Source organism: Oceanobacillus sp. M65, from assembly GCF_052246275.1.
In the GTDB taxonomy this organism is placed as follows: domain Bacteria; phylum Bacillota; class Bacilli; order Bacillales; family Amphibacillaceae; genus Oceanobacillus_B; species Oceanobacillus_B jordanicus.
Genome location: NZ_JBQQCJ010000002.1, coordinates 80,676 through 93,924, shown reverse-complemented (window position 1 = coordinate 93,924; position 13,249 = coordinate 80,676). Strand labels below are relative to the sequence as shown.

At 38.1% G+C, this 13,249-nt stretch carries 10 protein-coding genes; 1 reads left to right on the top strand and 9 read right to left on the bottom strand.

Annotated elements, in window-relative coordinates; genetic code table 11:
• Positions 1-4 precede the first annotated feature (4 nt).
• The 7 genes from polA to citZ form a co-directional block, all read right to left on the bottom strand.
• Complete coding sequence (gene polA, locus ACTWPF_RS07995) at positions 5-2,644, bottom strand: DNA polymerase I (protein WP_443148913.1); 2,640 nt, start codon at positions 2,642-2,644, stop codon at positions 5-7.
• A gap of 443 nt (positions 2,645-3,087) precedes the next feature.
• Positions 3,088-4,464 carry a two-component system histidine kinase PnpS gene (gene pnpS, locus ACTWPF_RS07990; RefSeq protein ID WP_443148912.1) on the bottom strand — a complete coding sequence of 459 codons (1,377 nt, stop codon included), beginning with the start codon at positions 4,462-4,464 and terminating at the stop codon, positions 3,088-3,090.
• Positions 4,461-5,156 (bottom strand): response regulator transcription factor, encoded by a 696-nt coding sequence (locus tag ACTWPF_RS07985; RefSeq protein WP_036572145.1) that lies wholly within the window; start codon positions 5,154-5,156, stop codon positions 4,461-4,463. Before ACTWPF_RS07985 ends, pnpS begins: the two co-directional genes overlap by 4 nt.
• Before the next feature lie 294 nt (positions 5,157-5,450).
• On the bottom strand, positions 5,451-5,927 hold the full coding sequence (locus ACTWPF_RS07980) for a MaoC family dehydratase (protein ID WP_106897128.1): 477 nt from the start codon (positions 5,925-5,927) through the stop codon (positions 5,451-5,453).
• Positions 5,928-6,129: 202 nt separating this feature from the next.
• Positions 6,130-7,068 carry a malate dehydrogenase gene (mdh, locus tag ACTWPF_RS07975; RefSeq protein ID WP_106897129.1) on the bottom strand — a complete coding sequence of 313 codons (939 nt, stop codon included), beginning with the start codon at positions 7,066-7,068 and terminating at the stop codon, positions 6,130-6,132.
• Between the two features lie 77 nt (positions 7,069-7,145).
• Positions 7,146-8,417, bottom strand: a complete 1,272-nt coding sequence (icd, locus tag ACTWPF_RS07970) for an NADP-dependent isocitrate dehydrogenase (RefSeq protein WP_238020532.1) — start codon at positions 8,415-8,417, stop codon at positions 7,146-7,148.
• Between the two features lie 74 nt (positions 8,418-8,491).
• Positions 8,492-9,607, bottom strand: a complete 1,116-nt coding sequence (gene citZ, locus ACTWPF_RS07965) for a citrate synthase (protein ID WP_443148911.1) — start codon at positions 9,605-9,607, stop codon at positions 8,492-8,494.
• 282 nt (positions 9,608-9,889) lie between these two features.
• On the opposite strand from citZ, the gene ytvI reads away from it, so the two are divergent.
• Positions 9,890-10,999 carry a sporulation integral membrane protein YtvI gene (ytvI, locus tag ACTWPF_RS07960; protein ID WP_443148910.1) on the top strand — a complete coding sequence of 370 codons (1,110 nt, stop codon included), beginning with the start codon at positions 9,890-9,892 and terminating at the stop codon, positions 10,997-10,999.
• 7 nt (positions 11,000-11,006) lie between these two features.
• On the opposite strand, the gene ACTWPF_RS07955 is transcribed toward ytvI, so the two are convergent.
• Together ACTWPF_RS07955 and pyk are read right to left on the bottom strand one after the other, a co-directional pair.
• Positions 11,007-11,396 carry an FxsA family protein gene (locus ACTWPF_RS07955; RefSeq protein WP_443148909.1) on the bottom strand — a complete coding sequence of 130 codons (390 nt, stop codon included), beginning with the start codon at positions 11,394-11,396 and terminating at the stop codon, positions 11,007-11,009.
• A gap of 78 nt (positions 11,397-11,474) precedes the next feature.
• Entirely contained in the window at positions 11,475-13,238 is a 1,764-nt protein-coding gene (gene pyk, locus ACTWPF_RS07950; RefSeq protein ID WP_106897133.1) for a pyruvate kinase, read from the bottom strand.
• Positions 13,239-13,249 lie beyond the last annotated feature (11 nt).

The window sequence follows — 13,249 nt, the reverse complement described above, 5'->3', positions numbered from 1 at the left end:
CTCCTTACTTCGCGTCGAACCAGCTGGAACCGTAAGCATAATCTGCTTTCAACGGAACAATGAGATCCACTGTGTTTTCCATCATTTCCGGCACTATTTCTTTTAACTTGTCTAATTCCTCTTTTGGAGCTTCAATAATTAATTCATCATGGACCTGTAACAGAATACGCGCCTGCAATTTCTCTTCCTGCAGTTTTTCATGCAAGTCAATCATAGCCTTCTTAATAATATCTGCTGCACTTCCCTGAATTGGTGTATTCATTGCTGTTCTTTCTGCAAAGCTACGAAGATTAAAATTCCTGCTCGTAATATCCGGTAAATATCTTCTTCGTTTCATTAATGTGGTGACATATCCTTGATGCTTTGCATCTTGTACAATTTCGTCCATATAAGCCTTAACCCCAGGGTAGCTCTCAAAGTAACGCTCAATAAACTTTTTTGCATCCTTACGGGTGATACCTAGATTTTGTGATAATCCGAAGTCACTAATTCCATATACAATACCGAAGTTTACCGCTTTGGCCTGTCTCCGCATATTTCCGGTAACCTCGTCCTTGTCTACATGAAAAACATCCATTGCTGTTTGTGTATGAATATCGGAATCCTCTTTAAAGGCAGCCACCAATTTCTCATCATTTGCTATATGTGCTAGCACCCTTAATTCAATCTGTGAATAATCGGCTGCAAACATGATCCAATCTTTCTTAGAAGGAATAAAAGCTTGTCTAATTTTCCTGCCTTCTTCCAGTCTAATCGGGATATTTTGCAGGTTAGGATCAATTGAGCTTAAGCGACCTGTTTGTGTTAATGCCTGGTTAAAGCGCGTATGAATTCTATTTGTGTCTTTATTTACTACTTTCAATAATCCTTCGATATAGGTAGACTGAAGCTTACCTAATTGGCGGTAAAGAAGTAACTTTGGAATAATTTCATGTTCGTGTTCCAGCTTTTCCAATACATCCGCTGCAGTTGAATAGCCTGTCTTTGTTTTCTTCACAACAGGTAACTGTAGTTTTTCAAATAAAATCGGCCCCAATTGCTTAGGTGAGTTAAGATTAAATGTTTCACCTGCAAGCTCATGTACTTCTTTTTCTAATTCAGCTAGCCTAGATTTTAAATCAATACCCATTTCCTCAAGTCGCTCAACGTCCACCTCAACACCATAGTGTTCTATCTCACCAAGAATTAAAGCAAGTGGCATCTCTAACTCTGTACATAATTCCTTCTGTTCATTATCAATCAGCTGCTGATTCATATTATCTGTTAACTCAAACAACGCTTTTGTTTTACGAACAACGTGTTCCGCTAATACTGGCTGTTCTGGAACCTTTTGTTTTGCACCTTTGCCATAAACTTCCTCATCAAAGAGAACAACTTGTTTTCCCATTCTATTTGCAATAGCAGGGATGTCATGGTTATTATCCGCTGGATTCAGCAAATAAGACGCAAGCAGCGTATCAAACGTAATTCCTTTTATGTGAATCCCATTTCTAAGAAGTGTTACTAATGTTTTTTTCGCATCAAATACTGCTTTCTTTTTACTGCTGTCTTCTAGCCATGCTTTAAATGATTCTGAAGATAATGCAATTTCTGTTGGGATAAAGTAGGCTTGCTCTCGATTAAATACCCCAAAACCCTCAATTTCCGTTTGGTGGTAATTTTCACCAAGTGTTTCCACGACGATGGATTCATCTCCAAGAAACATGGATTCATCGATTTCTTCTACAATTTGAAAATCAATGTCCTGTAATTCACTTTCTGTTGGTTCTTCAGCTGATACATTTCCTCCAAGTTTGTCTAACAATGACTGGAAACCTAGCTCCTTAAAAACCCCACTAACATCACTTGGTTGGTAGCCATTAAAGGCAATGTCCTCTACCTTAATTGTGATAGGAGACTCCCGGTCTATGGTCACAAGCTCTTTGCTCATAAACGCATCATCTTTGTATGTAGTCAGCTTTTCCTGTAATTTCTTTCCACTAACCTCGTCCACATGGTTATAGAGTTCTTCTAACGTATTGTATTGCTTCAACAATTTAGTGGCGGTTTTCTGTCCCACACCGGGGACCCCAGGAATATTATCGGAGCTATCTCCCATAAGTGCTTTTAGATCAATAATTTGATCTTGATGCAGCTCCATTTTTTCCTGTAAGAAAGCTGGGTTATATTCTTCCACATCACTAATGCCTTTTCTTGTCAAGCGGACGGTTACCGAATCGGAAACAAGTTGTAATAAGTCCTTGTCCCCTGAAATAACCGTGACGTCCCACTTATTTTGTTGAGCCGTTTTAGAAAGCGTACCTATGATATCATCTGCCTCATAGTTTTCCAGTTGGTAATGCGGGATATGAAAAGCATCCAATACTTCTTTTATAAGGGGAAATTGTTCTGATAACTCGGAAGGCGTTTTTTGCCGACCACCTTTGTACTCTTTATAAGTTTTGTGACGAAACGTCGTCTTTCCTGCATCAAACGCAACAAGCATATGTGTTGGTTTTTCTTCTTCCAGAATTCTAAGTAACATCGTCGTAAATCCATACACAGCATTTGTATAAACACCTTTGTCATTATTAAGCAAGGGAAGTGCAAAAAAAGCACGGTACAAAATACTATTACCATCTATTAAAACAAGCTTTTCAGACATCGTAATTATCCTCCATTCCAGAATCTTCATTACCCCTATAGTATCATTCTCTATCATGAAAGTGAAAAAATATATACATGAATAGAGCCACCGGATAGATAAAAAGGCTGGGACATAACGTCCCAGCCTTTTTTAAAACACGAACAATAAAACAAGAAAAAAACTGCTTAATTACCGCTACGAAAAATACTCCGCTTTCCGTGGGCACGGCCTTAGACTCCTCAGAAGCAAAAATCGCTTCTTGTGGGGTCTTCGGACTCGTGCTGTTCCCATTGGAGTCTCCGCATTTTCCTTCGCTAAAGTGTGATCAAGATACAAACAGCTTAAGAACTATCCAGAAACATTCAAACTTTTTCTACCATACTTCGATTGAGGGTCCGTTTTTTCTTGTTTAATTTTCTTTTGTCCTACCCTCTTCCATTCTCCATATACTGTTGATAATATTAATCGATCAGTTCTTTTTTAAAAGTAACAGACACTGTTGTGCCTTTATTCAGGTCACTACTGATTTGAATATCCCCTCTATGGACTTCCACAATATGTTTTACAATAGCTAGACCAAGCCCCGTGCCACCTGTATCTCTGCTCCTCGCCTTGTCAACACGGTAAAAACGTTCAAAAATGCGTGGCAATGCTTCTTGGGCTATCCCAATTCCTGTATCCCTCACTTCTATCATAACCTCATCTTTGGTGTTTTCACCATTAATCCAGATCTGCCCATTGACAGGGGTATAATTGATCGCATTATCTAGAAGGTTAATAATGACTTGCTTTAAACGCTCTTTATCTGCTTTTATTATTGCTTCATCACTAATATTAACGGATAGCGAAAGCTTCTTTTTATCCATTTTATGTTTCATCAACATGGCCACTTCGGCTACAACTTGCTTTAAATTAATTTCAGATAATACTAGCTGGAAATCTTCCTTTTCAAGTCGAGATAAAATAAGGAGATCTTCAATTAGTAATTGCAAACGTTCACTCTCATTATAAATAATACCGAGGAATTCCTTACTAGCTTCTTTATCATCCATCGTGCCATCCAAAAGAGTTTCCGCAAATCCTTTAATCGATGTAATAGGAGTCTTCAGTTCATGCGAAACATTGGCAACAAAGTCCTTGCGCATTAACTCCAGCTTTTTCATTTCTGTAATATCATATATGACTAATACCGCACCTTTTAGCATGCCTTTTTCATTAAAAATTGGTGCACCGACTATTTCCAAATAGATTTTATCAATGCCTTTATAGTGGGTAAACGCTTCTTTTACATTTTTTTCATATAAGAATGTCTTTTGTACCGTTTCATGAATAATTTCATTCTCTAATATATCGTAATAAAGGTGCCCCTTATAATCCTTTGGTACACCGCCAAAGATGTGGATGAATTTCCGGTTAACAAAATGAATATATCCTTTTGCATCAACTAGAATAAGACCACTTTGTGTATTATCAATTACAGTTGATAATTGCTCCGATTGCATCTTCTCGTGCCTGGCGAACTCCCCAATATTACGAGCAAGGGAATTTATTTTTGTACTTAATAAACCAATGCTATCATTGCTGGGATGATGGAATCTAGCACGATAGTTTCCCTTCACTATTTCTTCAATGGTACTTGTCGCTTTCTTTATCGGACGTATGTAACGTTCATAAAGATGCATTAAAAATAATGTTAAAATTATAAACTGGGTTAGTAGAACAGACCCTAAAATAACTATGTTATCAACAATTTGGTACAGGACAAGTCCTGTGGCGAAAACCACAATGAAAACGCCAAATAAATAAGTAGCTAGTGGTTTCTTAAAGAGTGCTTTCATGTAGTAGGCTCCTCCAATTTATACCCGAGACCGCGTACTGTTTTAATATATTTAGGTTTTTTTGTGTCCGGTTCGATTTTATCTCGTAAATGGGATACATGGACATCTACTATTCTTGTATCTCCAACAAAATCATAATCCCAAACACCGCTCAACAGTTGATCACGTGAGATTACCTTTCCTTTATTGTTTGCCAGATAATGGAGTAATTCAAATTCTTTTCTTGTAAATGTTATGACCCTATCAGCAATTTCAGCCTCATAGCGCTCAGGGTAGACAATTAGTTCCCCTATTTTTAAAGAGGAATAGGTTGATTTGCTTACCTTGTTAGATCGTCTTAGGATAGCTTTCATTCTGGCAATTACTTCTTTAGGACTAAACGGTTTTGTCAAATAATCATCAGCGCCTAATTCAAGACCAAGTACTTTATCAAACTCTTCATCTTTAGCAGTGAGCATGAGGATGGGTGTATCAATTTTGTTATTACGGAGGTACTTGCATACTTCCATCCCATCCATTTCAGGTAGCATGAGATCAAGAATGATTAAATCATAGTCATTTGCCTCAGCCTTTTTAATCGCTTCGGCTCCATCATATGCTACATCTGTCTGAAATCCTGCTTTCTCAATATTGAAATTAAGAAGTGTCACAATGGACTTCTCATCATCTACAATAAGTATATTTTGCTTCATTCAAAATCCCCATTTCTCTAGAGAATATCGTATCTATTACCATTTAATTACGTTCGACCTACCCTCATCTTACAATGAATAGGTGACAATGTGAACATATTAAAAACTTTGTTAACTAAAATTTACAAAAAACATCTTAGACTGGGGATCTAGATAATGAAAATGTAGTGAAAGAATGAGTAGAAGAATCCGAATACCACACACTGAAAATACTTCCCAACACAGCCACTTGAAAAAGAAAATGTCGAACGTCATGTTGCCCGTTCGACCTGGTTTAATAGGTATCTTCCTTGATCAGAAAAAGTTTTCCAATGAAGTTGCTGTTAACGAATTTGGTTTATATGGCGGGCAAACTTGCAACTTTCCAATAATGACCTTACCTCCATCCATATCGTACCCTGTAACATTGATTGAAACAGTATGATCTTTTTCATCAATAGCTATTACTTCTAAGTTAAATCTTACTTCAGCCTGGTGTAGGACAGGTTTTGGAAAAGTCATTTCATGCTGTGTAATATGGCTACCTGGACCAGGGAGATGCATTGATACGATGGAGGATACCATCCCAAACAGCAAAACTGACGGAACAATTGGAGCTTTATATGGAGTCTGTGAAGCATAATCATGTTGAATATATAATGGATTCGCATCATTTGTTAATCCTAGATAGAGCAATAACTCTTTGTCCTCAATAACTTTGATTGCCGTATACGTCTCCCCTATCTGTATATCCTTCAACGTCATGCCAAGCTTTCTTTTCTTCCCTAACATTGCAACCACCTCCGTTTTGTAAGCGCTTTCTATTATACCAAACCTTTTCTTACTTTACCAGAACAAATGCGAAGAGCCTATGAGACTAATAGGGTGGCAGCAAATAGCCAGAAAATACGGTTAGGAATTTGTTCACCTAGACAGTAAAATTAATGATAAAAAAAACCCTCCACAGTTTGGAAACTGCAGAGGGCTTTCATAACTATTCCAATATGCTTAGAACATTTTTAACTGAATCTGCTGATTTATCAAGCGCAGTTCTTTCTTCTTCAGTTAAATCAAGTTCAATGATTTCTTCAATACCTTTTCCGCCAAGCACTGTTGGCACTCCTAAGTATATATCGCTGTAACCATACTCTCCTTCTAAGTAAGCAATAGATGGAATAACACGACGTTGGTCCTTAAGAATTGCTTCCGCCATAACGGTTAGGGAAGCTGCAGGAGCATAATAAGCACTTCCATTACCCAGAAGGCCTACAATTTCACCCCCACCTTTGCGTGTACGTTCTACAATGGCGTCAAGGCGATCTTTGGAAATAAGCTTTTCTAACGGTATTCCACCCGCATAAGAATAACGGATTAATGGAACCATGTCATCCCCATGTCCACCTAATACAAACCCTGTTACGTCTTTAACAGAAAGATTTAATTCTTGGGCTACAAATGTACGGAAACGAGCTGTGTCCAAGACACCAGATTGACCAATTACGCGTTCTTTTGGCAACCCAGACTCTTTAAATATAGTATACGTCATGGCGTCAACAGGATTTGTTAACACTACGATAAAGGTATCAGGAGAATATTTAACGACTTCCTTGGCTACAGTCTTCATTATTTTAGCATTTGTATTAACTAAATCGTCACGGCTCATGCCTGGCTTTCTAGCAATCCCAGCTGTAATGATGACAAGATCGGAATCTTTGGTTTCTTCATAATTAGATGTACCTGTAATATTCGCATCAAAACCTTGTACTGGACTTGCTTCAAGCATGTCCAATGCCTTTCCTTTTGTAGGATCCTCCATATTTGGAATATCAACAAGCACGACATCGCCCAATTCTTTTTGTGCTAACATTAAAGCAGTTGTTGCTCCAGTGAAGCCTGATCCGATTACTGATATTTTACTTCTTTTAATAGCCATTTTAACGTCCCCTTTTACAATATTTGCAGTGCACCCTCCTTTATGAAAGGAGGGTGCAGAGATTCTATAGCTTATAATTAGTCCATGTTTTTAATAAGTTCTTGACCAAACTCTGAACATTTAACTTCTTTTGCCCCATCCATAAGTCGAGCAAAATCGTACGTAACTACTTTAGATGCGATTGTTTTATCCATTGCCTTCGTAATTAAGTCCGCTGCTTCTCTCCACTCTAAGTGTTCAAGCATTAATACAGCAGATAGGATAACAGAAGACGGATTTACTTTGTCCAGTCCTGCATATTTAGGTGCTGTACCGTGAGTTGCTTCAAAAATGGCATGCCCTGTATCGTAATTAATGTTTGCTCCTGGTGCTATACCAATTCCACCAACTTGTGCTGCAAGGGCATCTGAAATATAGTCACCGTTAAGATTCATTGTAGCTACAACATCAAATTCTTTCGGTCTAGTTAAAATCTGTTGTAAGAAAATGTCGGCAATTGAATCCTTAACTAAGATCTTGCCTGATGCTAAAGCTTCGTCTTGTGCTTTATTTGCAGCATCTTTCCCATCTTTTTCTACAATGCGATCATATTCAGCCCAAGTGAAGACTTTATCACCGAATTCTTCTTCAGCCACTTCATATCCCCATGCTTTAAAAGCACCTTCTGTAAATTTCATAATGTTACCTTTATGTACTAAAGTAACACTCTTACGTCCTTCATTCAGTGCATATTCAATACTTGAACGTACTAGACGTTTTGTACCCTCTTCAGATACTGGCTTCACACCAATACCAGACGTTTCAGGGAAGCGAATGTTGCTTACATTCATCTCGTTTTTAAGGAATTCAATAACCTTTTTAACATCATCTGAACCTTTTTGCCATTCTATTCCTGCGTAGATATCTTCTGTATTTTCACGGAAGATGACCATATCTACATCTTCTGGTCGTTTAACTGGTGATGGAACACCTTCAAAATAACGTACAGGTCGTAGGCATGTGAATAAGTCCAGTTCTTGACGTAAAGCAACGTTTAATGAACGAATACCACCACCAATTGGTGTAGTAAGCGGTCCTTTAATTGCAATTTTGTATTCATTGATTTTATCAAGAGTATCCTTTGGTAGCCATTCTCCTGTCTGATCGAATGCTTTTTGACCAGCAAATACTTCTAACCATTCTATTTTCTTCGTGCCATTGTAAGCCTTCTCAACAGCAGCTTCAATTACACTGCTTGCTGCAGCCCAAATATCCGGGCCAGTACCATCTCCTTCAATAAATGGAATTACTGGAACGTCTGGTACATTCATTTGTCCGTTTTCAACTGTAATTTTTGTTCCTTGTGTCATCGTAAAAAACCTCCTGTTTCTTTTCTCGATTCTAGTATAACGTATTCCCCGTTATCTGTGTCTAGCTATCTCTTTTATCTTTCTTCAATTGGAACGTATTTAGGTGACCTTGGTCCATTGTACTCAGCACGTGGACGAATCAGTCGATTATTTGAGTATTGCTCCAGAATATGGGCAAGCCATCCTGATGTACGACTTACTGCGAAGATTGGTGTAAACAAATCATGGTCGATTCCCAAGCTATGGTAAACACTAGCAGAATAGAAATCTACATTAGCAGGAAGACCTTTTGTCTCTTTAATATAATCTTCAATCTCGAGTGACATATTGTACCATTTGGATTGTCCTGTAAGCTCTGTAAGCTGTCTAGACATTTCCCTCAAGTATTTAGCACGTGGATCACCATCGCGGTACACACGGTGCCCCATCCCCATAATTTTTTCTTTGTTATCTAACATTCTTTTAATGTAAGGGATCGCATTTTCTTCTTCGCCAATTTCTGTGAGCATTTGCATTACTCGTTCATTTGCCCCACCATGCAACGGTCCTTTTAATGCGCCAATTGCTGCCGTAATACCTGAATACACGTCAGATAATGTTGCGACACACACTCTGGCAGTAAAAGTGGAAGCATTAAGCTCATGGTCTGCGTGAAGAACTAACGCCTTATTTATCGCTTCAACCTCGATTGCTTCAGGTTCCTTGCCATTCAGCATATATAAAATATTTTCAGCATAATTATAGTCATGCTTAGGCTGTACTGGCTCCTTACCCTGACGAATTCTTGCGAAAGCAGTTACAATTGTTGATATCTTAGCTTGAATTCGTAACGCTTTCCGTTTGTTAGCCTCTTCGTCCATAACATCTGCTTCTTCATCATACAGCCCAAGTAAAGAAACCGCTGTACGTAGAGCTGCCATTGGATGAACGGTAGACAGGTCATAAGAACGCAAATGAGAAATAACTGCATCTGGCAACGACATATTTTCTGCTATCTCTTTTTTGAAAGCATCTAACTCTGACTTATTTGGTAGTTTTTGATTCCATAATAGATAAATTACTTCTTCAAAGCTAGAATTTTCTGCCAAGTCATCGATTTTGTAACCAACATATGTTAGTTGATCATCAATGATGGAGCTTATGGAAGATTGTGTTGCTACAACGCCTTCAAGCCCTTTCGTTGTTGTCATTGAAAACCTCTCCTTTTTCTATTAATTGTTCCATTCAATTAGGACCATTTAAAAATCGACAATATATTCATAGTTTCATATTGTCATCCCCAAGGCTAATTATAAAGTATTTCGAATGTAATGTGAATTGAAACCGATTAAATTACAGATTAATTTTAAAAAAAGTAAATTTCTTCCTTAATTTGCACCATTCAAAATTGCCCTAAACTGGTACGTCTAAACCTTCACCTAGAAGCATAAATAAAAAGTATACGTCATTAATTTAATGAATGGGGTCATTTTATGTACAAGCAGCTTTCTTATCAACTGTTGCGCTTATTTATTGTCATCTTACTATGTACGATTATTTTCTTAGTGTTTCATTATACTGCCAAATTCATCTATCCACTAATCATTGCCATTATGCTGTCACTGGGTATGCATCCAGCTGTGACTTTTTTACAAAAACGTCTCAAATTTCCTCGGATTGCGGCAACATTGACCGTCATTGTTGCTGCCTTTTTTACGTTTATTAGCTTCATCTTTTTTATTGTGAATGAAGTTATTAATGGTGTCATATCTATTGCAGATAAGATTCCCGGTTACTTTGCCAAAGGCACACAGATACTGGACCACCTTACGAACAGCTACTTATTACCCTTTTATCAAAAATTAGCTTCCCTTGTTCACACATTAGACGAGGAGCAGCAAATTACAATTAAAGAAAAAGTTACGGATTTTGCAAATAATATGGCAATAGCTGCTGCAGAATTTCTGCAACAGCTACTGTTATCCATACCTGCCTTTGTCAGTACACTTCCAAATTCGGTTACCATTATTATCTTCATCGTTTTGGCTTCTTTTATCATTACAAATGACTGGGATTTATTAAATACGAAAATGAAATCCCTTCTTCCAGTTCGTATTAATAGTTCAGGACAACGGATTATGACTCAACTAAAAAAAGCTACTGCAGGGTATATAAAAGCGCAGGTAACACTTATCTTCATTACATTTATCGTCATACTTATCGGCCTAATTGTACTCCAGGTTGATCATCCACTGACCATTGCCTTCTTGGCAGCATGTGTGGATCTTTTGCCATATGTTGGGACAGGCATCCTATTTATCCCTTGGATTCTCTATCTTTATATGACAGGTAATTTCCCACTAACTATTGGCCTGATTGTTATTTATATGATTATTGTCATTTTACGACAGATCCTAGAACCAAAAGTACTTGCTTCTAGTATTGGGTTACACCCGCTTGCAGCACTTATTATCTTGTTTGTTGGTGTACAAATGCTTGGCATGCTTGGCTTCCTTATTGCGCCTGTACTATTAATCCTTGTTAACGCGTTTTATAAGGCTGAAATCCCTCAGAAGATTTGGCAATTCATTGCAAAAGGATAACCTACCACTACCATTTCCGATAAATAATGGTGTTTTTACTCATCATCTTCGTAATAAGTTTACCGATGTATGCTTTGAACGGTGCTCTTGTATATGGGATAACGAGAATAAAACCGGCGATGTCTGTAATAAAACCAGGTGTAAAAAGAAAAATTCCACCGATTAAAATACAAATACCATCAATGATATAAGGGGTCGGGGCTGATCCATTACGCATAGACAGCTGCGCTTTGTTCCATGTTTCAATACCTTGTTGCTTTGCAAGTGAAACACCAATAATTCCTGTAAGGATAATTAAGAGTGCCACCCACCACGGGCCAATCATTCCACCTACCCAAATAAACATTCCTATTTCCAACCCAGATAATAGGAGCATGCTAAGTAACAACCAGCGCATATCGGTACCTCCCTTTTAAATAAATTTAATTTAAAATATAAGAAAAAAAGAAGGTTCCCCCTTCTTTTTTCTTACGGATTAAAGGACTCTTGTATGGCCTTTATAGATATCCCCTTTTGTACCATCAACGGTAATTACCTGTCCTTCTGTGATAACATCAAAGACATCTTTAACACCAACGATAACTGGAATCCCTAGACTTAATCCCACAACAGCTGCGTGTGAGGTTAGTCCTCCTTCTTCTGTTATAATAGCTCCGGCCTTTTCAATTGCAGGCATCATTTCTCTTTCTGTGCCATATGTTACTAGTATATCTCCATCATCCATCTTATCAATGGCTTCTTGTGAACTTTTTGCATGGATAGCTTTACCATAAGCACTGCGTTTTCCAATTCCCTGTCCTTTTGCGATAACGTCCCCAATCACATGTACTTTCAACAGGTTAGTAGTGCCACTTTGTCCTACAGGAACACCGGCAGTAATAATTACTCTGCTTCCATGTTCTACAACGCCAGTTTCCAATCCTTTTTCGATAGCAATATCAAGCATTTCATCAGTAGAGTTTGCTTTTTCTCCTGGTACAGCGTGTACTCCCCATACAAGAGAAAGTTGACGTTTTACACGATCTGCAAAAGTTACTGCCACAATTGGTGCTTGCGGGCGATATTTGGAGATCATTCGTGCAGTATGACCACTTTCCGTAGGAGTAATAATCGCACTCACTGACAGGTTCATTGCTGTATGTGTAACAGATTGACTAATTGCATCCGTGATTGTCATATCTACATGTTTAGAGCGATCTTTCAGAATTGATTCATGGTTAAGCGCTGTTTCTGCCTTTATTGCGATATTGCTCATTGTTTGAACAGATTCTACTGGATAAATTCCTGCAGCTGTTTCCCCTGAAAGCATGATTGCATCGGTTCCGTCAAAGATAGCATTCGCTACATCGGAAGCTTCTGCTCTTGTCGGACGAGGGTTGCGTTGCATAGAATCAAGCATTTGTGTTGCGGTTATAACCGGCTTCCCTGCTGTATTACATTTTTTAATTAACTGCTTTTGTACAAGTGGTACATCTTCAGGAGGTATCTCTACTCCTAAATCACCACGTGCAACCATAAGCCCGTCACTTACTTCCAGGATGCTATCGATATTGTCGACACCCTCTTGGTTTTCAATTTTAGGGATAATTTGAATGTGTGAAGCATTGTGGGTATCAAGCAATTCTTTTATCTCAAGAATGTCAGATGGGCGACGAACAAAAGATGCTGCGATGAAGTCAACGCCTTGCTCAATACCAAACGTAATATCGTTGGCATCTTTATCTGTAATACCTGGTAAATTCACAGATACATTTGGAACATTAACACCTTTTTTATTTTTAATTGTTCCTGAATTTAAGGCTTTTGTTCTTAATTCTTTATTATCATGGTCAACACTTAAAACTTCCAATTCAATAAGTCCATCATCTAATAATATTTTAGAGCCTTCGTGAACATCATTAATCAGACCGCCATAAGTTACCGAGAACCTTTCAGCAGTACCTTCAAGCTCTTCATTCATGGAAACATATACTTCTTCTCCTTGAATAAGCTCTGCTTCTCCATCACGGAATTTCCCAGTGCGGATCTCTGGTCCTTTTGTATCCAATAAAATAGCTACTGTTTTCCCTGTGTTTTCAGCAGCTTGTCTTATATTTTTAATTCGTGCTCCGTGCTCTTCAAAATCACCGTGGGAAAAATTTAATCTAGCCACGTTCATTCCGGATTCAATTAACTGTTCCAGTTTATCAATAGTCTCCGAAGCTGGTCCGATTGTACATACGATTTTTGTGTTTCTCATTCTAGTTACCT

Bases quoted from the DNA above. Each gene is read 5' to 3' on its own strand.
- ACTWPF_RS07955 (WP_443148909.1), bottom strand. From the start codon at position 11,396: ATGCGCTGGTTGTTACTTAGCATGCTCCTATTATCTGGGTTGGAAATA.
- mdh (WP_106897129.1), bottom strand. From the start codon at position 7,068: ATGGCTATTAAAAGAAGTAAAATATCAGTAATCGGATCAGGCTTCACT.
- icd (WP_238020532.1), bottom strand. From the start codon at position 8,417: ATGACACAAGGAACAAAAATTACAGTTGAAAACGGACAAATGAATGTA.
- citZ (WP_443148911.1), bottom strand. From the start codon at position 9,607: ATGACAACAACGAAAGGGCTTGAAGGCGTTGTAGCAACACAATCTTCC.
- ytvI (WP_443148910.1), top strand. From the start codon at position 9,890: ATGTACAAGCAGCTTTCTTATCAACTGTTGCGCTTATTTATTGTCATC.
- ACTWPF_RS07980 (WP_106897128.1), bottom strand. From the start codon at position 5,927: ATGTTAGGGAAGAAAAGAAAGCTTGGCATGACGTTGAAGGATATACAG.
- ACTWPF_RS07985 (WP_036572145.1), bottom strand. From the start codon at position 5,156: ATGAAGCAAAATATACTTATTGTAGATGATGAGAAGTCCATTGTGACA.
- polA (WP_443148913.1), bottom strand. From the start codon at position 2,644: ATGTCTGAAAAGCTTGTTTTAATAGATGGTAATAGTATTTTGTACCGT.
- pyk (WP_106897133.1), bottom strand. From the start codon at position 13,238: ATGAGAAACACAAAAATCGTATGTACAATCGGACCAGCTTCGGAGACT.
- pnpS (WP_443148912.1), bottom strand. From the start codon at position 4,464: ATGAAAGCACTCTTTAAGAAACCACTAGCTACTTATTTATTTGGCGTT.